This window comes from Salipiger marinus (assembly GCF_035481585.1).
In the GTDB taxonomy this organism is placed as follows: Bacteria; Pseudomonadota; Alphaproteobacteria; order Rhodobacterales; family Rhodobacteraceae; genus Salipiger; species Salipiger marinus.
In genome coordinates this window covers 14,742-36,988 of record NZ_JAYKSL010000009.1, presented here as the reverse complement: position 1 = coordinate 36,988, position 22,247 = coordinate 14,742, and the positions used below count along the sequence as shown (strand labels likewise).

The window sequence follows — 22,247 nt, the reverse complement described above, 5'->3', positions numbered from 1 at the left end:
AAAGCCGCGATCTGGCGGTCAGACCGGGATCACGTCGACCTGATGGGTGGTGCGGTGCCGCCCCGCCGAGCGCAGCGCGCCGCGGATCGGCGCCACATCGGCATAGTCGCGCCCGAAGGCCACGGTGATGTGGTCGCCCCCCGCGGCCATGTCATTGGTGGGATCGATGCCGATCCAGCCCGCATCCGCCCCGCACCACGCCCGCACCCAGGCGTGCATGGCATCGGCGCCTTCCAGACGCGGGCGGCCCTTGGGCGGCAGGGTGCGCAGGAAGCCGGACACATAGCCTGCGGGGATCCCCAGCGCCCGCAGCGCGCAGATCATCACCTGCGCCATGTCCTGACAGACGCCGCGCCGGGCGCGGAAGGCCTGCGCGGGCGGGGTCGCCACGTCGGTGGCGGTGGGATCGAAGGTGAAATGCCCGTGCAGCGCCCGCGACACCGCCTGCACCGCGGCCTGCGCCGACATGTCGGGGCCGACGCAGGCGCGGGCAAAGGCGGCGATGGCGGGATCGGCGGGGATGCGTGGCGAGGCGCCGAGGAAGTGATGCGGGCTCGCCGCGCCGATGTCGCGCAGCGCCGCCACCTGCTGCGCCAGCGCCGGCAGGCCGCAGGACAGATCCAGCGCGCCGCTGTCGAGCGCGCGCCGCACCCGCCCGTCGAAGCGGAAGACGATGCGGGTCAGCCGCGCCTCGTGGGCGATTTCGGTCGTGGCATTGCCGAAAAAATCCGTGTCGTCGCGGCGCCAGCCCGGGGCCGGATCGGCGGTGACCACCCCCGCCAGCAGCTGCTGGCCCGGTTCGGTGCGGGGCAGCATCCGCAGCAGGGTGCGGCTGGCGGCGGCGGGGCTGTCGTAATGGTAGCTGATCTTCAGCGTGATGTCGTAATCCTGCGGCATGGCTCAGCTCAGATACTGCGCGGTAAGCGCGTCGGAGATGGCGGCGAGATCGCGGCGCAGGGCGGCAAGCCGCGCGCCGGTGATCTGGTCGGGGGTGGCGACCGCAAGCCCGGTGCGCGCCAGAAGGATGCGCCGCCCCGCCTCGCCCAAGGGGCCGCGATCAGGCGGCGGCTGCAGGCGCGCCTCCTCCTCCAGCAGCAGATCGAGCTGGAAGCGCAGGCTGCGCGGGTTGTCGGGGTCAAGCGCCAGCAGGTCGATCACCGTGTCGCGGCCCGATTCCACCGAATAGCGGCGGCGATGGGTCATCACGCTGTCGCCCACCTCCACCGCCACGTCGAAGCCACCGCGCGGCGTGTCCCGCGCGGTGAAGGCGGCAAGGGTCGCAGCCATCTGGTCGGCGCGTTCCACCGCGCGGCCGATGGTCAGGAACCGCCAGCCCAGAAAGCGGAACATGTTGTCATGCACCAGCCCGGAAAACCCCGCGATCTTGCGCAGAAGCACGCTCATGGCGCGGGCGGCATCGTCGCCGGGCTGGGCGCGGCCCTGCAGGTCATGGGCGGTGGCGGCCAGATCCGACAGCGCGTTCCAGCCATCGGTGGAGAACCGGTCCCGCACCTTGGCAGCGCAGCCGCGCGAGGCGTCGAAATGCGCCAGAAGCCCGCGCGGCAGCGGATGGGGGGCCGGATCCAGCCCGAAGCCCGCCAGAAACCGCGCCAGATGCGTGACCAGCGGCACGGCGCGGGGGCCGTATTCCTCCAGCCGCAGGTGGTAGGCGCGCAGCTGGCGCACGCCGTTTTCCGCCCGTTCCACATAGCGGCCCAGCCAGTAGAGATTGTCCGCCGCCCGCGCCGGAAGCTGGCCCGGCTGGCGGCGCAGGAACGGGCCCGCCGGGGCCGCGGCCAGCGTTTCGGCCTGCACCGGCTGGTCGGAGGTGACCCAGACATCGGCCACCGCCCCGCCCGCCTGCATGGCAAGGGCGGTGGGATCGCCGCTCTGGCCGATGCGGGCATAGCCGCCGGGCATCACGGTCCAGCCCTCGGCGGTGCGCGCGGCAAAGACCCGGATCACCATGGGGCGCGGGCGCAGCTGGCCCTCGACCATGGCGGGGGTGGTGGACAGCGTCACCGCCTCCTGCCCGACCAGCGTGTCGCCCTCGCGTTCCAGCCAGTCGAGCACCGAGGGCTGGGCCGCGCCACGGAAGCGCCCGCCAAGCGCCGTGGTCGCATCCATGTCGAAGGGCAGCTTGGTGGACTGCGCCGGGCCGATCATCATGCGTTCCAGATTGTCGCGCACATAGGCGCGTTCGCGCGGCTGGCCGCACCACCATGTGGCGATGTTGGGCAGCTTCAGCGGCGCGCCGGTCAGCGCCCGGCAGATGCGCGGCAGGAAGGCCTGCAGGGCCCGCGCCTCCAGCACGCCGGAGCCGAGGCAGTTGACCATGGTCAGCGCGCCTGCCCGCAGCGCCGAGACCATGCCCGGCGTGCCAAGCGCCGAGGTCTCGTCCAGTTCCAGCGGATCGGCGAAGCGGGAATCAAGGCGGCGCCACAGCACCGACACCGGCTCTGCCCCGCCCACGGTGCGCACCGCCAGCGCACCATCGCGCACGATCAGATCCTCGCATTCCAGCAGCATGAAGCCCAGATAGCGGGCGATATAGGCGTGTTCGTAATAGGTGTCGGTGTGCTGGCCGGGGGTCAGGATGCCCACCCGGCTTTCGCTGCCCTGCCGCAGCCCGTTCAGCGCGTCGCGGAAGCCCCGGAAGAACCCGGCCAGCCGTTCGACATTGGCGCCGGGATACACGTCATGGAACACGCGCGAGGTGGCCATGCGGTTTTCCAGCGCGAATCCGGCCCCCGAGGGCGCCTGCGTGCGGTCGCCCAGCACCAGCCACGAGCCGTTCGGGGACCGGCCTACCTCGAAGGCGAGAAAGTGCAGGTAGTGTCCCGAGCGCGGCTTGACCCCCACCAGCGGGCGCAGCCATTCGGGGTTGCGCGCCACCAGATCGGCGGGCAGATGGCCGTCGCGCACCAGCGCGCCGGGGCCGTAAAGATCGGCCATCACCCGTTCCAGCAGTTCCGCGCGCTGGGTGATGCCTTCGGCAAGCTGCGCCCATTCCTGCGCCGCGATCACCACCGGCACATGGCTGAGCGGCCAGTTGCGTTCGGTCGAGCCGTCGCCGGTATACTGGCGGAAATAGACCCCGGTATCGTGCAGATACTGGTCGCCCCGGGCAAAGGCGCGGGCCCGCGTTTCGGGCCCCTGCGCGGCCAGATGGCGGATCAGCGGCGCCCAGACCGGGCGCAGACGGCCATCGCGCTGCAAAAGCTCGTCCGCCACGCCCGGAGGCGGGCGGTAGCCCTGCAGAAACCGCTGCACCGCGTCCGGTGCACTGACCTTCGCGCCGTCCTGCACTGGGTCAGATCCAGCTGGCCCGGCGCAGATCCAGCGTCATCGGGAAATCCGGATGCGGCGCCTCGGGCGCGGGCCAGTAGCTGCCGGGCGTGTGCCCCATCTTTTCGAACCGGGCCAGACGGCGGGCCTCGGCCTCGTTGGAATTGACGGGGAAGGTTTCATAATTGCGCCCGCCGGGATGGGCGACGTGATAGGTGCAGCCGCCCAGCGCGCGGCCCGTCCATGTGTCGAAGATGTCGAAGACCAGCGGCGCGTTGACCGCCAGCGTCGGGTGCAGCGCCTCGGCGGGCTGCCATGCCTTGAAGCGCACGCCACCCACCCGCACGCCCGAGGTGCGGGTCTGCGCCAAGGGCACCGGGCGGCCATTGCAGGCCACGGTGTAGCGCGAGGGGTCGGTGGCGGTCAGTTGCACCTGCATGCGTTCCACGGAGCTGTCGGTATAGCGCACGGTGCCGCCGATGGCGCCGCGTTCGCCCAGAACGTGCCACGGCTCCAGCGCCTGACGCAGTTCAAGGTGGACGCCCTCATACTCGACTTCGCCCGCGAAGGGGAAGCGGAATTCCTTCTGCGCCTCGTACCAGTCCGGGCGGAAGCGGAAGCCGTGATCGTCAAGGTCGCGCAGCACGTCGAGGAAATCTTCCCAGACAAAATGCGGCAGCATGAAACGGTCATGCAGCGTGGTGCCCCAGCGGGTGGGCTTGCCCTGCACCGGCGCCTTCCAGAACCGCGCCAGCAGCGCGCGGATCAGCACCTGCTGGGCAAGGCTCATGCGCGCGTCGGGCGGCATCTCGAAGCCGCGGAATTCCACCAGCCCCAGCCGTCCGGTGGGCCCGTCGGGGGAATAAAGCTTGTCGATGCAGATCTCGGCCCGGTGGGTGTTGCCGGTCACGTCGATCAGGATGTTGCGCAGCAGACGGTCGGTGAGCCATGGCAGCGGCGGCTCGCCCTGCCCCGGCGCGGGGAAATGCGACAGCGCGATCTCCAGCTCGTAAAGGCTGTCATGGCGGGCCTCGTCGATGCGCGGCGCCTGACTGGTCGGCCCGATGAACAGCCCCGAGAACAGGTAGCTGAGCGAGGGATGCCGGATCCAGTGCAGGATCAGCGACCGCATCAGGTCGGGCCGCCGCAGGAACGGGGAATCGTTGGGGGTGAGCCCGCCCACCACCACATGGTTGCCGCCGCCGGTGCCGGTATGGCGCCCGTCGATCATGAACTTGTCCGCCCCCAGACGGCACTGGCGCGCCTCGGCATAGACGGCCTCGGTGATGGCCTTGCAGTCGTCCCAGCTGTGGGCGGGGTGGATGTTGACCTCGATCACGCCGGGATCGGGGGCGACGCGGATCACGTTCAGGCGCGGATCCTGCGGCGGGGTGTAGCCTTCGACATGGATGGGCAGGCCCAGATCTTCCGCCGTGGTCTCGGCGGTGGCGAGCAGGTCGAGGTAATCTTCCAGCGTCTCCACAGGCGGCATGAAGAGGCAAAGCCTGCCGTCACGCGGCTCGATGGCGATGGCGGTGCGCACAGCCCCCCCCGCCGGATCCACGCCCTGCTCCATGAGCCGCGCGCCCGGCTCCTGCGCCTTGGGGGCGCTGACCGGCTGCGCCTGTCCCGGCGTGGTCTCCGGCACCAGCGCCGCCTCTTCGGCCGCCTGCCGCGCACCTTCGGCGGCGATGCGTTCCAGTTCCGCCATCAGCTTCTCGCGCCGCTCCTGCTGCAGCGCGTGGAAATCCGGCAGCGCGCCGCGCGGCATGCCCGGATCGGCGGGGTAGATATAGGGATAGGCCTCTGCCTCCACATGCGGCAGCGCGCCCAGCGGCAGGCGGAAGCCCACCGGGCTGTCCCCGGGCACAAGGAACAGATGGCCGCGCCGCGTGCGCCAGAGTTCGGTCTGCCAGCGCGGTGCTGCGGCGCGGGCCTGCCACATGCGCTGCACCGGCAGCACATAGCCCGCCGCCCGGTCGAGCCCGCGGGTGAACACCCGGGCGATGCGGGCCCGGGTTTCGGGATCCTTCAGCCGCGAATCCTCGGGCGTCACGTTTACCGGCAGGTCGGCCTCGCGCAGGATCCATTCCATCGGATCCTCATAGGCGGGCTGCACATAGGTTTCCGACAGGCCAAGGTTCTGCGCGAAGCGGCTCAGGAACTGCCCGGCCTCTTCGGCGGTGGCGCCGGTCGCGGTTTCGCGCGCCACCAGATCGGGGTTGCGCCATACCGGCTCGCCGTCGCGCCGCCAGTAAAGCGAGAAGGTCCAGCGCGGCAGGGTTTCGCCCGGATACCATTTGCCCTGCCCGTAATGCAGGAACCCGCCCGGGGCGAAACGGTCGCGCAGCCGCCGGATCAGCTGATCGGCCAGCGCGCGCTTCTGCGGCCCCACGGCATCGGTATTCCATTCGCCGGACTGGAAATCGTCGATGGACACGAACGTGGGCTCGCCGCCCATGGTCAGGCGCATGTCCTGCTCTTCGATCACCGCATCCACCTGCTGGCCCAGCGCGTCCAGCGCCTGCCACGCCTCGTCAGAGAAGGGTTTGGTGATGCGCGGATGTTCGGCGACGCGGGTCACGGTCATGTCGAAGTCGAACTCGACCTCGGGCGTGCCCGCCGAGGAATAGCCGCCAGAGATCGGTGCGGCGTTGCGGTAATGCGGGGTGGCCGCCAGCGGGATATGCGATTCCCCGGTCAGAAGCCCAGAGGTGGGATCAAGCCCGATCCAGCCCGCGCCGGGCAGGAACACCTCGCACCATGCGTGCAGGTCGGTGAAATCGTGATCCGTGCCCGCAGGCCCGTCCAGCGCCACCAGATCGGGCCGGAGCTGGATCAGGTAGCCCGAGCAGAACCGCGCGGCAAAGCCCAGATGGCGCAGGATCTGCACCAGCAGCCAGGACGTGTCGCGGCAGGATCCGCGTTCCAGATGCAGCGTCTCGTCCGGGGTCTGCACCCCCGGTTCCAGCCGCACGATATAGCCGATGTCGCGCGCCAGCTGCGCGTTCAGCGCCACAAGGAAATCGACGGTGTTGGTCTTCTTGCGGGCGATGGAGGCGACATAGGCCCTGAGCCGGGGTCCGGCCTCTTCCGGTTTGCGGTAGATGGTCAGATCTTCGGAAAAATCCGCCGGATATTCGAACGGCCAGACCTGCGCGCTGTCATCCACGAAAAAATCGAACGGGTTGTAGACGGTCATGTCCGCAACCAGATCGACCTCGATGCGGAATTCACGCACCGGCTCCGGAAAGACGAAGCGCGACAGCCAGTTGCCATAAGGGTCCTGCTGGTGATTGACGAAATGCCCCCCCGGCGACACCTTCAGCGAATGCGAGATGACGCGGGTGCGCGAATGTGGTGCGGGACGCAGCCGGATGATCTGAGGCCCCAGCGTCACGGGACGGTCGTATTTGTAATGGGTCAGATGGTGGATGCTTGCCGTGATCGCCATGAAAAGGGTCCGCCTGTGATGCCTCGGAAGCAAAAGACCCTCTTGCCCGTGTGATGTAAAGCCTCGCCGCCTGCCCGCCGGTTTCCATGGTCCCGTGCCGCCTATCCGGCAGGCGGCGCCGGGTGCAAAAGCTCTTCGCCGCAGGCCGGGGCTGCGATAGGGTGCGCCGTGGCGTGACAGGGGATGCAGGCGCAATGACCGACAGCGGACAGGGGCCGGTTCTGGTGGGGATCGCCGCCTCGGCAGGCGGGCTCGAGGCCTGCATGACCCTGCTGCGCGCCCTGCCCGCGGGCTGCGGCGGCAGCTTCGTGCTGGCCCAGCACATGGCCCCCGATCACCAGAGCCTGCTGCCCGACCTGCTGGGACGCGACATGCCGCTTGCCGTGCGGGAACTGTCCGGCCCGACCGACCCGCAGCCGGGCTGTCTTTACCTGCCGCCGCCGGGATCGGATGTGGTGCTGGATCAGGGCCGGATTCAGCCCGTGGCGCCACAGGCGCAGGGCACCGCGCCCAAACCCTCTGCCGACCGGCTGTTCCAGTCGCTGGCCGCCGGGCGCGGCGAGGACTGCATCGGCATCGTGCTGTCGGGCACCGGCAGCGACGGCACTTATGGCCTGCTCTCCATCCGCGAGGCGGGCGGGCTGACGCTGGCGCAGGATCCGGCCACCGCGCGCTACGAGGCGATGCCGCATTCGGCGATCCGCAGCGGCGGCGTGGATCTGGTGCTGACCCCGCAGCGGATCGGCGCGCATCTGGCCACGCTGCTGTGCCGTCCGCAGGCCGCGATACCGCTGGATCTGGACCGCACAGAAGGCGGCTCCGGCGCTGAACTCTTCGCGCTGCTGCAGGCCCGGCAGGGGGCGGATTTCCGCGGCTACAAGGACAGCACGCTGACGCGGCGCCTGCAGCGGCGCATGGTGGCCCGCGATGTCGCGGACCTTGGCGCTTATGTGGCGCTCTGCCGGGAGGACGCGGCGGAACTGGACGCGCTGTTCCGGGATCTGCTGATTTCGGTCACGCGGTTTTTCCGCGATCCCGAGGCCTTTGCCGCGCTGGCCGAACAGCTGGACGCGCGCGTGGCGCAGGCCACGCGGCCCGGCGCGCCGCTGCGGCTTTGGGTGCCCGGCTGCGCCACCGGCGAGGAAGCATGGTCGCTGGCCATCCTTGCCGCCGAGGCGCTGGGCGGCCTGCACCAGCTGGACCGCGCAAGGCTGCAGGTCTTTGCCACCGACATCGACGACCGCGCGCTGGATCTGGCGCGGCAGGCCAGCTATCCCGCCTCGGCGCTGGCGCAGATCCCCCCCGCCTATCGCCGCTATTTCGACATGGCCGGAGAGCGGATCACCGTCGGATCGCGGCTGCGCAACGTCGTGACCTTCAGCCACCACAATGTCGTGCAGGATCCTGCCTTTCTGTCGCTGGATCTGGTCAGCCTGCGCAACGTGCTGATCTATTTCGACACCGGGCTGCAGGAACAGGTGCTGTCCCGGCTGCATTACGCGCTGGCCCCGCGCGGCCTGCTGTTTCTGGGCAGCGCCGAAACCACCGGCCCGCTGGACTCGCAGTTCGCCCCCCTGGCCCCCCGGCACCGCATCTTTGCCAAGCGCAGCGGGGCCGTCGCGCCGCGCGCCGCCCTGCCCGGCCCCGCGCAGGCCGATCCCGGCTTTGACGCGCTGGCGCGCGCCGTGGTCCCGCAGGGCTTCCTGTGTGGTGCGGACGGGCGCATCCTCAAGATCTACGGCGATCTTGCCCCCTTCGTGGCGCTGACCGATCCGTTCCACGGCGGCATGACGCTGGCGGCATTGCGGGGGCCACTGGCGGGGGCGGCCACCGCGCTGCTGCATCTGGCGCTGCATGGCGGGCAGCGCCAGACCGGGCTCTGGAAGGATCTGGAGGGGCGCGATTTCGACCGGGTCCGGCTGCGCGCCTATCCCGTCGCCCGCGAGGCCGGGCCGCCGCTCATCCTGTTCGGCGTGGAAACCGGCACCCGCCCCCGCGCCGAAGCGGCACCGCTGGACCGCGCCGCCTATCTGGAGCATCTGGAAACCGAACTCGCCCGCACCCGCGACCGGCTGGCCAGCACCAGCGGCCAGCTGCGCAGCACTGGCGAGACCCTGCAGACGCTGATCGAGGCGCTGCAGGTCGCCAACGAAGACCTGCAATCCGCCAATCAGGAGCTGGAAACCTCGAACGAGGAACTGCAGTCCACCAACGAAGAGCTGATCACTGTCAACGAGGAACTGATCCTGAAATCCGCCGAGCTGCAGCGCATGACCGCCGAACTTGACGGGCTGGTGCGGGAACTGCCGACGGAGACCATGATGCTGGGGCCGGATCTGATGATCCGCCACGCCTCGGAGCGGGCGATCCGCACCTTCCGGCTGCGCCGCGACAGCGCGGGCTTCGGCCATCTCACCCAGTGCCACATGCCGCCCGGCCTGCCCGCGCTGGCCGCGATCTGCACGCAGGCGCTGCGCGAGGGCACGCCGCAGCAGCATCAATACGAAGACCGCGACCAGCTTTACACCGTGACCGTCACGCCGCTGGTCGCGGCGGACGACCCGCCGGTGGGGCTGACCGTGGTGCTGAGCGTGGCGGAGATGCGCTATGACCGGATGCTCAGTCAGGCGATCCGCAGCTTCGGCCCCATCGGCATCTGGCAGGTGGAGATCGGCAAAGGCACCGTGGACTGGTCGGAGGAAACCTTTGTCATCCATGGCATGCAGCCCTCCGGCGCGCCGGTGCCGGTGGAAACCGCCGTCGCCATGTTCCACGAGGATGACCGGCTGATGGTGCGGCAGCTGGCGCAGGCCGCAATCGCCGATGACCGCGACAACAAGTTCCATTTCTTCGCCCGGCTGCGGCGTATCGACGGGCGGATCATCGTGGTGGAAAGCGCAGGCGCCATCATCCGCGACGAGGCCGGGCGCGGTGTCGGTCTGGTGGGTGTGGTCCGCGACTGCACCCGGCACCGCAGCGAGGACATCCTGCTGCGGCAGCTCAACAGCCTGCTGGCTCTGGAAGGGTCGGGCTTCTGGTCCTATACCTTCACCAGCGGGCTCAGCTATTTCAGCCCGCTCGCCTGCGCGCATCTGGGGCTCGACGTGGAAACCGCCCCCCAGCTGGAGGAGATTCTGGCCAGAATCGATCCGCAGGACCGCGCGCACTGCCGCTGGCTGCTGACCGAAGCCCCCTGCGGGACGCCGCTGGTGGCGGAACTGAGCGCAGGCGGCAGGCGGTTCCGGCTCAGCCTCTATGGCAGCCCGGACAGCAGCCAGAGATTCGGCCTGCTGACAGCGATTCCGGACTTGGCGCAGCGCCCGGAAGATGTGTAACCATACGGTGAAGATCGGCGGAGTCATCGTGGGGTTAATCAATCATTAACTTGTTTACCCCAGTCTCGGACCAAAAGGTCCCCCTGCCCGGAAAGGCACATCTTGCAGGTCCAGCGCATCACGACCCCCTCTGATGGCTTTCTTCTGGAAATCTCGCTCAGCCGGGACGAGGTGGCGCGTGTCTGGATGGCGGAGCGGGTGTCGCTGAATTTCTCCGAGGTGCGCCACAGGCTGAGCTTTGCCCAGCCGCTGCCGCTGGACCGCGCCTTCACCCCCGAATTTCAGGACTCCATCGCGCCCTACCTGCCCGAAGGCTTCGACCAGCAGGTGCATGCGGCCAATGCCGCCGTGCTGCAGCTGCCGCATCTGATCCTTGGCGGGGTCAGGGTGCTGTCGCATCTGCCGGTGATGGGGGTGCAGAGGGTCACGCTGCGGTTCAAGCGGGCCTTCGGGGCGCTGCAGTCCTTTCTGCAGCCGCAGCACCGCACCGAGGACATGACGCGGCAGGGGCTCGACAAGACCGCCGCCGAAGCGCTGCTGAGCTTTCTGACCCCGACGCTGGAACTGGCGCAGATCGACCAGCGCGCGCTGCAGGATCCGGAGGTGTGCGATCTGGTCGCGACCCGGCTGGACCGTCTGGCCGAAACCCGTGACGAACTGGCCTTTTTCGCGCATCTGATCCGGCGTTTCGTGGACCAGAACGCGCCCCTGCCCGGCAACACCCACGACGCCCCCGGCACCGCCCGCCAGAAACTGACCGGCCCCGCCTCCTGATCTTCCGGAAATAGCAGCCCCCACAGACGCAAAAGCCCCCGCCATGATCATGGCAGGGCCAAGGCTAGCGCCTCGAGTTTCGGGAAATTGGTGCGGTCGAGAAGACTCGAACTTCCACGGGTGTTACCCCACAGCGACCTCAACGCTGCGCGTCTACCATTCCGCCACGACCGCACTGTCTGGGCTGGTGACGCGCTACCTACAAAAGCCCGCCGGGCTTGTGAAGAGCAAAAGCGCGGGGGCCCGGAAATTTTCCGCCCCCGTCCGGGCCGGGCCGCGCGGACTTGCAGGCGGGGGCTTCAGACGGCATTGATCTTGGCGTGGATCAGGCAGAAGGCGGCGGGCCATGGTGGAGTGGATCACAAGCGAGGGGCTCACGGGGTATCCCGAGGCGGTGGCCTTCATGGAGGCGCGGGCCGAGGCGATTGCCGCGGGGCAGGCCCCCGAGGCGGTCTGGCTGGTGGAGCATCCGCCGCTTTATACCGCAGGCACCTCCGCCCGACCCGAGGATCTGCACAGCCCCGACCGCTTTCCGGTCTTTCCCAGCAAGCGCGGCGGGCAATACACCTATCACGGGCCCGGCCAGCGGGTGGTCTATGTCATGCTCGACGTGGGCGCGCGCGGGCGCGACGTGCGCTGCTTCGTGCGCCAGCTGGAAGCCTGGGTGATCGCGGCGCTGGCGGAGTTCAACGTGACGGGCCATATCCGCGAGGGGCGCGTGGGGGTCTGGGTGGAACGCCCCGACCGGCCCCGCCGCACCGATGGCGGGCTGGCCGAGGACAAGATCGCGGCCATCGGCATCCGGCTGCGCAAATGGGTCAGCTTTCACGGCATCTCGATCAATGTGGAGCCGGATCTGGAGCATTTCAGCGGCATCGTGCCCTGCGGCATCCGGGAGTTCGGCGTGACGAGCCTTGTCGATCTGGGGCTGCCGGTGGGCATGGCCGATCTGGACGTGGCGCTCCGGCGCGGCTTCGATCAGGTCTTTGCCGCAGAAGCCCGCCCCGCCTGCCGGACCGCTGCCGCGGAATGAAGGTCTGACCGGAGCGGCGGTCGGGGTTTGGGGAGAACAGGCCGCTCCGGCCAGAGCACCCGCCGCAAGGGGGACAGTCCCGCGGCAGGATGAGGGGATCAGCGCAGCGTGGCCTGACCCAGAAACACATGCGCGATGATCTGGTCGCGCCGCAGCCCCAGCCCGGCCAGCGCCGCATCATCCAGCGCGCGCAGCGCCGCCACCCGGCCCGCCAGACGGCGCTGGCGCCGGGCGAACGGCGTCTCGAGCGCCCGGAAGAGCCGGGACAGGCGGGACACGTAAGGCAGGCTGAGGCGGCGCATGGCGAACTCTCCGGGGTGGGACATGGGGCGACCATACGCGCCCTGCCCGCCGCGCGCAGGTCAGGAAAACCCGCCCTTCGCGCAGGCCCGCCGCAGCCCGCAAGCCCTGCGCCGGGTGCGACAATAAAGTTTGATCTGGATCAATTGAGTCCGTTGCCGCTGCGACGGTCACATTCTAAAAGGAAAATCGGAACCGAGGGCGCCGCGGTCAGTTTGCGTGCCCCCTTGCGACGCTTTGGACGAGACCAACAGGAGGCACACAATGGCAGACGCCGCCATTCACGGCCACGAGCACGAGGACGACCGCGGGTTCTTCACCCGCTGGTTCATGTCCACGAATCACAAGGATATCGGGATTCTTTACCTGATCACCTCGGCGATCGTGGGCCTGATCTCCGTGGCCTTCACCGTCTACATGCGACTGGAGCTCATGGAGCCCGGCGTGCAGTTCATGTGCATGGAAGGGGCGCGGCTTTTCCCGACCGCCACCGAAAACTGCACCCCCAACGGCCATCTCTGGAACGTCATGATCACCGGACACGGGATCCTGATGATGTTCTTCGTGGTGATCCCGGCGCTGTTCGGCGGCTTTGGCAACTATTTCATGCCGCTGCAGATCGGCGCGCCGGACATGGCCTTCCCGCGGCTGAACAACCTCAGCTACTGGCTGTTCGTCGCAGGCTCGCTGCTGGCCGTGGTCTCGGTCTTCAGCCCCGGCGGCAATGGCCAGCTTGGCTCGGGGATCGGCTGGGTGCTCTATCCGCCGCTCTCGACCACCGAAGGCGGCTTCTCCACCGATCTCGCGATCTTTGCGGTGCACGTCTCGGGCGCCTCGTCGATCCTTGGGGCCATCAACATCATCACCACCTTCCTGAACATGCGCGCCCCCGGCATGACCCTGTTCAAGGTGCCGCTGTTTGCATGGTCGGTCTTCGTGACCGCGTGGCTGATCGTGCTGGCCCTGCCGGTGCTGGCTGGCGCCATCACCATGCTGCTGACCGACCGGAACTTCGGGACCACCTTCTTTGATCCCGCAGGCGGCGGCGACCCCGTGCTGTACCAGCACATCCTGTGGTTCTTCGGCCACCCGGAAGTGTATATCGTGATCCTGCCGGGCTTCGGCATCATCTCCCACGTCATCGCCACCTTCTCGCGCAAGCCGGTCTTCGGCTACCTGCCGATGGTCTGGGCGATCATCGCGATCGGCGCGCTCGGTTTCGTCGTGTGGGCGCACCACATGTACACCGTGGGCATGTCGCTGACCCAGCAGAGCTACTTCATGCTGGCCACGATGGTCATCGCGGTGCCGACCGGGGTCAAGGTGTTCAGCTGGATCGCCACGATGTGGGGCGGCTCCATCGAGTTCAAGACACCGATGCTCTGGGCGATCGGCTTCCTGATCCTGTTCACCATGGGCGGCGTGACCGGCGTGGTGCTCAGCCAGGCAGGCGTCGACCGGGCCTATCACGACACCTATTACGTGGTGGCGCATTTCCACTACGTGATGAGCCTTGGTGCGGTGTTTGCCATCTTCGCGGGGGTCTATTTCTACTTCCCCAAGATGACCGGCAAGATGTATCCCGAATGGGCTGGCAAGCTGCATTTCTACGCCATGTTCATCGGTGCGAACCTGACGTTCTTCCCGCAGCACTTCCTTGGCCGTCAGGGCATGCCGCGCCGCTATATCGACTATCCCGAAGCCTTCGCGCTCTGGAACCACGTGTCGAGCTGGGGCGCGATCATCAGCTTCGCCTCCTTCCTGTTCTTCTTCTGGGTGATGTGGCACTCGCTGCGCAAAGGCGTGGCCTGCACCGCCCCGAACCCGTGGAACGAATACGCGGACACGCTGGAATGGACCCTGCCTTCGCCCCCGCCCGAACACACGTTCGAGCAGCTGCCGAAGCGCGAGGACTGGGATAAGGGCCACGCGCACTGACGCGCTGACCTGACCTGCTGGACCGGCCCCGGAGAGCATCTCCGGGGCCGGTTTCGTTTGAGCCCCTGCGGCATCTTTGCGTTAGACACGCCCGGCGCCAATGATACATTCCGGCCATGCCATATGCTTGGACCACCACGGATCGGACGGCACCGGCGGCAGAGCTGCGGCTCTGGCCGCACCAGTCGCTGTCCGCCAAGGGCTTTGTCACCTTCATCGGCATCTTCTTCTTTCTGGCGCTGTTTCCGATCTATGCCGTGCTGGGCACCGTGCTGCTCTGGGGGCTGCTGCCCTTCATGCTCGCGGCCCTCTGGGCGATCTGGTACGCGCTGCGCCGCAATGAACGCGACCGCCAGATCCTCGAAGTGCTGGAACTCAGCCCCGATCACCTGCGGCTGACCCGCCACAACCCGCGCGGCCCGGCGCAGGACTGGGAGGGCAATCCCTACTGGGTCAGCGTCAGCCTGCATGAAAAAGGCGGCCCCGTGCCCTATTATGTCACGCTGAAAGGCAGCGGGCGCGAGGTTGAGATCGGCGCGTTTCTCAGCGAAGACGAACGCAAGGCGCTTTATGCCGAACTTTCCGACAGGGTGCGGCAGATCGCCCGGCCCTGACCCCGAGACGGAGCGAAGATGGCGCAGGCACAGGCCACCCCGAAATGGAAACGGCGCGTGCTGCGGCTCGCCGCAGCGGTCAGCCCGGCGCTGGCCCTGACCCTTGATCCCGCCCCGTCAGAGGCGGCGGCGCTGGCACGGCGGCAGGCCCCGCCCTCCGCCGCCCCGGCAGAGCAGGTGATCTTTCTGATCCCGCTGGTGGGGCCGCATCACGTCGGCGACTGGCACGCGGTAACCGCGCGGCTTGCCCGCACGCTGGAAAGTTTCCAGCGCCAGAGCGGTAACTGGCAGGCGGTGATCTGCTGTCAGGAGCGCCCGCCCCTGCCCGACGATCCGCGCATCACATGGCTGCCCTTCACCGACCCCACGCCGGGCAATGACAAATGGCGCAAGCTCGCGGCGCTCTGCGATCATCTGCCCGCGCTCACCCGCAAACCCGCCTATGTCATGAGCTTCGATGCCGATGACCTGCTGCGCGACGGCACCGTGGCGGAAATGCTGGACCAGCAGGCGCGCGGCTATCTGGTGGCGCAGGGCTATGTCATGGACCATGCCAGCGGCGAGGTGGCGCTGGCGGGCCCGCCGTCGCTGCGCCAGCCGCTGCGCAAACCGTTCTGGAAACTGTGCGGATCCTGCATGGCGCTGCGCCATGATCCGGATCTGCCGCAAAGCGCGCCTTTCCTCAGGGCGATGACCGCGCATGAACACCGGATGTTTCCGTATCTGGCGCGGCTGGCGGGGCTCGCGCCGGTGGCGCTGCCCCGGCCTGCGGTGCTGTATGTGCTGAACCACGGCGAGAATTTTGGCGCCCGCCGCGGCAGGGTGGGGTTCAAGACCCGGTTCGTGCGCCGATTCGCGCTGCGCGATGCCGCCGAACGGGCGGCGGTGGCGCGGGACTTCCCCGCGCCCTAGGCGCCTCAGCCCGCCAGACGGTCCTTGACCAGCGGCCCCACCGCGCCAAAATCCATGCGGCCCTGATAGCGCGCCTTCAGCACGCCCATCACCCGGCCCATGTCGCGGATGGAATTTGCACCCAGTTCGGCAACGGCGGCATCCACGGCCTTGGTCACCTCCTCCTCGCTCAGCGGCTTGGGCAGGAATTCCTCGATCACCACGATCTCGGCCAGTTCGCGTTCGGCCAGATCCAGCCGCCCGCCTTCTTCATAGGTGCGCGCGCTTTCGCGGCGCTGCTTGACCATCTTGGCAAGGATCGCCAGCAATTCGCTGTCTTCGACCCCGCCTTCCTGTCCTTCGGCGCGGGCGGCAATGTCCCGATCCTTGAACGCGGCAGAGATCAGCCGCAATGTCGACAGCCGATCTGCCGCCTTGTCTCGCATGGCCTGCTTGGTCGCGGCCATGATGCGTTCGCGCAATTCCATCGAAAGGAGTCCCCGGAAGCTGTTCAAGACCTGAGCCTACCGAAAGGCTCAAGGGCGCGCAACTCTGCGCGATATGGAACCAAGTCTTTGATTTTGCTTGACTTCGCGTCACAAATGAGCCCTTGACCCGGCTCCGCCCTGCCCTTAGGTATGGCCCGATTTGCCAACAGCCCCCAAAAGCAGAGGAGTCGCGCCATGTCGCTCGCCACCCCGCAGAAGCCCACCGCCTGCCTCGCCCTCGCCGATGGCACGCTGTTTTACGGCCAGGGGTTCGGCGCCACCGGCCAGGCCCAGGCCGAGCTGTGTTTCAACACCGCCATGTCCGGCTATCAGGAAATCATGACGGACCCGTCTTATGCGGGCCAGATCGTGACCTTCACCTTCCCGCATATCGGCAATACCGGCGTCACCCCCGAGGATGACGAAACCGGCGATCCGGTGGCGGCGGGCATGGTAGTGAAATGGATGCCCACGCAGTCCTCCAACTGGCGGGCCGTGCAGCAGCTGTCCGAATGGCTGGCAGCGCGGGGCCGCATCGCCATCGGCGGCATCGACACCCGGCGGCTGACCCGCGCCATCCGGCAGCAGGGCGCCCCGCATGTGGCACTGGCCCATGACCCCGAGGGCAATTTCGACGTGGAGGCGCTGGTCGCCGCCGCGCGCGCCTTTCCGGGCCTGACCGGTCTTGATCTGGCCAAGGACGTGACCTGCGCGCAGAGCTACCGCTGGGACGAAATGCGGTGGGCCTGGCCTGAAGGCTATGCCCGTCAGACCGCGCCGCGCAAGAAAGTGGTCGCCATCGACTATGGCGCCAAGCGCAACATCCTGCGCTGCCTCGCCTCGGCGGGCTGCGACGTGACCGTGCTGCCCGCCTCCGCCACCAAGGAAGAGGTGCTGGCCCATTCCCCCGACGGCATCTTCCTGTCGAACGGCCCCGGCGATCCCGCCGCCACCGGCGCCTATGCCGTGCCGATGATCCGCGGCCTGCTGGATGACACCGACCTGCCGATGTTCGGCATCTGCCTTGGCCACCAGATGCTGGCGCTGGCGCTTGGCGGCAAGACCATCAAGATGAACCACGGCCATCACGGCGCGAACCACCCCGTCAAGGATGTGGAGACCGGCAAGGTCGAGATCACCTCGATGAACCACGGCTTCGCGGTGGACAGCCAGACTCTGCCCAAAGGCGTTCTGGAAACCCATGTCAGCCTGTTCGACGGGTCGAACTGCGGGATTCGCATGAGCGAGCGCCCGGTGTTCAGCGTGCAGCACCACCCCGAGGCCAGCCCCGGACCGCAGGACAGCTTCTATCTCTTCGAACGGTTCGTGAACAGCATGGGCGCCTGAGCGGGAGCGTGCCGGATTTCCGCACCGCCATGCGGAAAATGGTTAACAACCTGCTCAGATTAAAGCTTTTTTTACCAATCTGAGGTGATCCTCTCCGCAAAGGAAAGGATCACCTCGTGCGTCAGCCGCGCTCTGCCCCCGCCGCGCCGACCGGATCCCCCGGCAGGGGACGGCCCGTGGCCGCGCTGCTGATGGAACAGTGCCGCCTTGCGCCGTCCGCGGCGCTGCGCGCGCTTGGCGAAAGCCGCCGCAGCGGCACCGACATCACCCGCGTCCTGCTGGCAGAAGACACGGTATCCCCCGCAGATCTGCGCGACGCGATGGCCCGGCACTGCGGCGTGCTGGCGCTGGACCGTGCCAGCTGCCCCCCCGATCCGGCGCTGGCGGATCTGCTGCCGCCCGAAACCTGCCTGCGCCTTGCCGCCCTGCCATGGATGCGCGCGGGGGCGACGCTGGTGATCGCCACCGCCCAGCCACAGGGTTTTGCCGCCGTGCTGCAGGCGCTTGCCCCCGATTGCGGCCCCGTCGCCATGGCGCTGGCGCTGGAATCCGACATTCACGCCGAAATCGCGCTGCGTCATGGCGACGACATGGCGCGGGCCGCCGAAGCGCAGGTGCCTGCCGAACTCAGCTGCCGCGACATTTCTGGCGCGACGCCACGGCAGCTTGCGCTGGCGGGCGGGCTGACCCTGACCTGCCTGGCGCTGCTGGTGGTCTGGCCCGTCGCCTTTTTCGGCGCGGCGCTGGCGCTGGCGCTGCTGTCGCTGCTGCTTGCCCAGATCACCAAGGGCGCGGCGCTGCTCGCGGGCTGGCGCCGCAGCGCGCCCGCCGCCCCGGCTTCGGGACCGCTGCCCGAGGTGTCGCTGCTGGTGCCGCTGTTCCGCGAGGAACACATCGCCGACACGCTGGTGCGCCGCCTCAGCCGCCTCGACTATCCGCGCGCCCTGCTCGAGGTGCTGCTGGTGCTGGAGGCGGGGGATGATCTGACCCGGCGCACGCTGGCCCGCACGCCGCTGCCGCCATGGATCCGCACCGTGACCGTGCCCGAAGGCCCTGTCACCACCAAGCCGCGCGCGCTGAACTATGCGCTGCGCTTTGCCCGGGGCCAGATCATCGGCATCTATGACGCCGAGGATTCGCCCAGCCCCGACCAGATCCGCCGCGTCGCGCATCATTTCGAACGGGCCCCGCCGCAGGTCGCCTGCGTGCAGGGGATCCTCGATTTCTACAATCCGCGCGCCAACTGGCTGGCGCGGTGTTTCACCATCGAATACGCCACATGGTTCCGGATCCTGCTGCCCGGTCTGGCCCGTCTCGGCTTTCCGGTCCCGCTCGGCGGCACCACGGTGTTCTTCCGCCGCGAAGCGCTGGACCATGTGGGCGGCTGGGATGCCCATAACGTCACCGAAGATGCCGATCTGGGCGTGCGGCTGGCCCGGTTCGGCTATGTCACCGACCTGCTGGCCACGCCCACCCGCGAAGAGGCCAACAACCGCCCCTGGCCATGGGTGCGGCAGCGCTCGCGCTGGCTCAAGGGCTACATGATGACATGGGCCGTGCACATGCGCCGCCCGCGCCAGCTCTGGCGCGATCTGGGGCCATGGGGCTTTGCGGGCTTCCAGCTGATCTTTGTGCCCGGCCTGCTGCAGGCGCTGCTGGCGCCGGTGCTGTGGTCGTTCTGGCTGGTGCTGGCGGGGCTGCCGCATCCGCTGGCCTCGAGCCTCTCCGCAGGCCAGATGCGGCTGCTGGTCGGCACGTTTCTGACCGCCGAGGCGGTGTCGCTGCTCTGCTCGCTCGCCGCCGTGGCGCGCAGCCCGCATGGCGGGCTGCTGCCGGTGGTGCCGACGCTGTTTCTTTACTATCCGCTGGGAACGCTCGCCGCCTACAAGGCGCTGTGGGAACTGCTGCACCGGCCCTTCTACTGGGACAAGACCATGCATGGCCATTCCGCCCCGGACCATGACGGCGCCGACCTCCCCGAATCCGCGCCCTGACCCGGGCTCAGCCCGGCTGACGGCTGTCCAGCTTCAGCCGGGTGACGAAGGCCATCGAAATATGCTCGCGCAGCGCCTTGTCCGCCGCCGCGCCATCGCGCCGCCCCACCGCATCGACAATCGCCTGATGCTCGGCCAGCGCCACCTCGCCGCGCCCCTCCGCCGCCAGCGAGGTGGTGGCCATCAGCGCCATCGACCGGTGCACCAGATCAAGCTGCTGCACCAGATAGCGGTTGTGCGAGGCGAGATGGATCATCCGGTGGAACCGCCGGTTGGCCCGCGCAAGCGCGCCCGGATCCCCCAGCAGCGCGCGGTCCTCCGTCACCATGTCGCGCAGCACCTGCACCTCCTCGTCGGTGGCATGGCGCGCGGCCAGCCGCGCCGCCAGCCCCTCCAGTTCGGTGCGCACCACGTAAAGCTCGGCCATCTGGTTGTGATCCAGCGAGGCCACGATCAGCGACCGCCCGTCCCGTGCCAGCAGCGACTGCGTCTCCAGCCGCTGCAGCGCCTCGCGGATCGGGGTGCGCGACACGCCGAACCGGTCGGCCAGCTCGCTTTCCACCAGCCGGTCGCCCGGACGGTAGACCCCTTGGTCGATCGCCTCGAGGATCAGCGTGTAGGCGTCCTTGGCGGGCGTCCGGGGATGGGTCATGCGCTGCGGTCTCCTTCAGATATCCCGGCAGGATAGCGGCCCGGGGCGCCCGGGATCAATCCATCCATATTGCCGCGCCGCGCGTCAGGCCATAAGATGATCCCATGGTAAAGCAGCATTTCTCTCATGTCCGGCATTGGGTCTTCGATCTGGACAACACGCTCTATTCTCCCGCGGTGCGGCTCTTCGACCAGATCGAGCGGCGGATGACCGAATTTGTCATGCGGGTCACCGGCCATGCCGAAGCCGAGGCCAGCGCGCTGCGCCTGCGCTACTGGCAGGATCACGGCACCACGCTGGCCGGGCTGATGGCGCATCACGAGGTGGATCCCGACGCCTATCTGGTGGAGGTGCACGACATCTCCTTTGACGCGCTGACCCCGGATCCACATCTGGCCCGGCTGATCACCGCCCTGCCCGGACGCAAGATCGTTTACACCAATGGCAGCGCCCCCTATGCCGCCCGGGTGCTGGAGGCGCGCGGCCTCGAAGCCGCCTTCGACGCGATCTATGGCGTGGAGGATGCGGGCTTCCTGCCCAAGCCGCAGCCCGAGGCCTTTGCCCGGATCTTCGCTCGCGACGGCACCGATGCCGCCACCGCCGCCATGTTCGAGGATGACCCCCGCAACCTCGCCGCCCCGCATGCGCTGGGGATGCGCACCGTGCATGTGGCCCCGGCCCGCGCGCCGGGCGATCACATCCACCACCATACCGACGACCTGCCGGATTTCCTGCGCCGTCTGGGATAGAGCGGGGAGCCCGGCGGCGACCAGACCTGCCGCAAAGGCCGATGGGCAAGAACGCCGCATGTCCAACCCGCCCGCCGCGCCCTAGATAAGGGGACAGGAGTGCCAGCGCGGCGCCGCGCAGATGCCAAGGGAGCAGGCCATGGACCACGACATTCTCATCTCCGGCGGCGGCATTGCCGGGCTCATCGCCACCGCAGCCTTCGGGGCTGCGGGCTTCCGCGTGCTCTGCGTCGATCCCGCGCCCCCCGTCACCACGCGGGAGTCCGAGGGGTCGGATCTGCGCAGCACCGCCTTCCTGCAGCCCGCGCAGGCTTTTCTGGCGCAGGCCGGGCTTTGGGACCGGCTTGCCCCCCATGCCACGCCGCTGCAGGTGATGCGTATCGTGGATGCAGGCGGCGAGTTTCCCGAACCCCGCCTCAGCCGCGATTTCGACGCCGCCGACATTTCGGACCAGCCCTTCGGCTGGAACCTGCCCAACTGGCTGCTGCGCCGCGAGATCGCGGCACATCTGGCCGACCTGCCCGGCGTGACCTTCCGCCCGGGCACCGCCACCACCCGCCTCTTCACCCGCGATGCCTCCGCACGGGTCGGACTGTCCGATGGCAGGAGGGTCGAGGTCCGGCTGGTCATCGCCGCGGACGGGCGCAACTCGCCGATGCGGCAGGCGGCAGGCATCCCCGTCCGCACCACCCGCTTCGGCCAGAAGGCGCTGGCCTTCGCCGTCACCCACCCGCTGCCGCATGACAATGTCTCCACCGAGATCCATCGCAGCGGCGGCCCCTTCACGCTCGTGCCGCTGCCCGATCACGAGGGCCGCCCCTCCTCTGCCGTGGTCTGGATGGAAGAAGGCCCGAAGGCCGAGGCGCTGATGGCCCTGCCCGCCGAGGCGTTCGAGCAGGAGATGTCGCATCGCTCCTGTCACCTTTTCGGCCCGCTCACGCTGGCCTCGCGCCGCACGATCTGGCCGATCATCGCGCAGGAGGCGACGCGGCTGACCGCACAGCGCCTCGCGCTGGTCGCCGAGGCCGCACATGTGGTGCCGCCGATCGGGGCTCAGGGGCTGAACATGTCGCTGGCCGACATGCGGGTGCTGCATGATCTGGCCAGCACCAGCCCGGACCGGCTGGGCGCGCCCGAGATGCTCGATGCCTATTCCCGCGCCCGCCTGCCGGACATCCGCGCCCGCATCGCCGGGATCACCGCGCTGAACCGCGCCTCCATGCTCTCGGCCCCCGCGCTGCGCGACGCCCGCGCCGCGGCGCTGAACCTGCTCTACGGCGCTCCCCCCGTGCGCCGCACTCTCATGCAGCTGGGGCTGGGCGCCAGCAGCTAGCCCCGAACAGAGCCCCCGCCTTCGGTCCCGGCCGCAGCGTCAGGCCTGCCTCCGGCG

The 22,247-nt window shown here is 68.6% G+C and carries 16 protein-coding genes and 1 tRNA gene; 10 read left to right on the top strand and 7 right to left on the bottom strand.

Going from position 1 to position 22,247, the window contains the following annotated elements:
- Positions 1-18: 18 nt before the first annotated feature.
- Genes VK682_RS13260 through VK682_RS13250 form a run of 3 tightly spaced genes read right to left on the bottom strand, consistent with a single transcriptional unit; the run spans position 19 to position 6,742 of the window.
- Positions 19-897 carry a transglutaminase family protein gene (locus VK682_RS13260; RefSeq protein WP_324782050.1) on the bottom strand — a complete coding sequence of 293 codons (879 nt, stop codon included), beginning with the start codon at positions 895-897 and terminating at the stop codon, positions 19-21.
- A gap of 3 nt (positions 898-900) precedes the next feature.
- Positions 901-3,309 carry a circularly permuted type 2 ATP-grasp protein gene (locus VK682_RS13255; RefSeq protein WP_089846657.1) on the bottom strand — a complete coding sequence of 803 codons (2,409 nt, stop codon included), beginning with the start codon at positions 3,307-3,309 and terminating at the stop codon, positions 901-903.
- A gap of 4 nt (positions 3,310-3,313) precedes the next feature.
- A complete protein-coding gene (locus VK682_RS13250) occupies positions 3,314-6,742 on the bottom strand; it encodes a transglutaminase family protein (RefSeq protein WP_230795264.1) in 3,429 nt (1,142 codons plus the stop codon).
- Between the two features lie 194 nt (positions 6,743-6,936).
- Between VK682_RS13250 and VK682_RS13245 the strand changes: the two genes are divergently transcribed.
- Positions 6,937-10,077, top strand: coding sequence for a chemotaxis protein CheB (locus tag VK682_RS13245; protein ID WP_324782049.1), 3,141 nt, complete (start codon positions 6,937-6,939; stop codon positions 10,075-10,077).
- A 102-nt stretch (positions 10,078-10,179) separates the two neighbouring features.
- Complete coding sequence (locus tag VK682_RS13240; RefSeq protein WP_230795266.1) at positions 10,180-10,851, top strand: hypothetical protein; 672 nt, start codon at positions 10,180-10,182, stop codon at positions 10,849-10,851.
- An 88-nt stretch (positions 10,852-10,939) separates the two neighbouring features.
- Here VK682_RS13240 and VK682_RS13235 read toward each other — a convergent pair.
- Positions 10,940-11,025 (bottom strand) — tRNA-Leu (locus VK682_RS13235).
- 172 nt (positions 11,026-11,197) lie between these two features.
- Between VK682_RS13235 and lipB the strand changes: the two genes are divergently transcribed.
- Positions 11,198-11,884: a lipoyl(octanoyl) transferase LipB gene (lipB, locus tag VK682_RS13230; RefSeq protein WP_230795267.1), complete on the top strand. Its 687-nt coding sequence runs from the start codon at positions 11,198-11,200 to the stop codon at positions 11,882-11,884.
- 98 nt (positions 11,885-11,982) lie between these two features.
- Here lipB and VK682_RS13225 read toward each other — a convergent pair whose 3' ends face one another.
- Positions 11,983-12,186, bottom strand: a complete 204-nt coding sequence (locus tag VK682_RS13225; protein ID WP_324782048.1) for a hypothetical protein — start codon at positions 12,184-12,186, stop codon at positions 11,983-11,985.
- 262 nt (positions 12,187-12,448) lie between these two features.
- Here VK682_RS13225 and ctaD point away from each other — a divergent pair, with 262 nt between their 5' ends.
- From ctaD to VK682_RS13210, 3 genes are all read left to right on the top strand, one after another.
- Positions 12,449-14,122, top strand: a complete 1,674-nt coding sequence (gene ctaD / locus VK682_RS13220) for a cytochrome c oxidase subunit I (RefSeq protein ID WP_324782047.1) — start codon at positions 12,449-12,451, stop codon at positions 14,120-14,122.
- A gap of 116 nt (positions 14,123-14,238) precedes the next feature.
- On the top strand, positions 14,239-14,736 hold the full coding sequence (locus VK682_RS13215) for a DUF2244 domain-containing protein (RefSeq protein ID WP_089846644.1): 498 nt from the start codon (positions 14,239-14,241) through the stop codon (positions 14,734-14,736).
- Positions 14,737-14,754: 18 nt separating this feature from the next.
- Complete coding sequence (locus VK682_RS13210) at positions 14,755-15,648, top strand: hypothetical protein (RefSeq protein WP_324782046.1); 894 nt, start codon at positions 14,755-14,757, stop codon at positions 15,646-15,648.
- Between the two features lie 5 nt (positions 15,649-15,653).
- On the opposite strand, the gene VK682_RS13205 is transcribed toward VK682_RS13210, so the two are convergent.
- Positions 15,654-16,115, bottom strand: coding sequence for a GatB/YqeY domain-containing protein (locus VK682_RS13205; protein ID WP_089846639.1), 462 nt, complete (start codon positions 16,113-16,115; stop codon positions 15,654-15,656).
- Positions 16,116-16,310: 195 nt separating this feature from the next.
- Between VK682_RS13205 and carA the strand changes: the two genes are divergently transcribed.
- Positions 16,311-17,462 carry a glutamine-hydrolyzing carbamoyl-phosphate synthase small subunit gene (gene carA, locus VK682_RS13200; RefSeq protein WP_089846637.1) on the top strand — a complete coding sequence of 384 codons (1,152 nt, stop codon included), beginning with the start codon at positions 16,311-16,313 and terminating at the stop codon, positions 17,460-17,462.
- A 116-nt stretch (positions 17,463-17,578) separates the two neighbouring features.
- Positions 17,579-19,456 (top strand): glycosyltransferase family 2 protein, encoded by a 1,878-nt coding sequence (locus VK682_RS13195; protein WP_230795271.1) that lies wholly within the window; start codon positions 17,579-17,581, stop codon positions 19,454-19,456.
- Between the two features lie 7 nt (positions 19,457-19,463).
- Here the strand turns inward: VK682_RS13195 and VK682_RS13190 are convergent, their stop codons facing one another.
- Positions 19,464-20,108 carry a GntR family transcriptional regulator gene (locus VK682_RS13190; protein ID WP_230795272.1) on the bottom strand — a complete coding sequence of 215 codons (645 nt, stop codon included), beginning with the start codon at positions 20,106-20,108 and terminating at the stop codon, positions 19,464-19,466.
- Positions 20,109-20,212: 104 nt separating this feature from the next.
- Between VK682_RS13190 and VK682_RS13185 the strand changes: the two genes are divergently transcribed.
- Positions 20,213-20,857, top strand: a complete 645-nt coding sequence (locus tag VK682_RS13185; protein ID WP_230795273.1) for a pyrimidine 5'-nucleotidase — start codon at positions 20,213-20,215, stop codon at positions 20,855-20,857.
- A 139-nt stretch (positions 20,858-20,996) separates the two neighbouring features.
- Positions 20,997-22,190: a UbiH/UbiF family hydroxylase gene (locus VK682_RS13180; RefSeq protein WP_230795274.1), complete on the top strand. Its 1,194-nt coding sequence runs from the start codon at positions 20,997-20,999 to the stop codon at positions 22,188-22,190.
- The last annotated feature ends 57 nt before the right edge of the window (positions 22,191-22,247 follow it).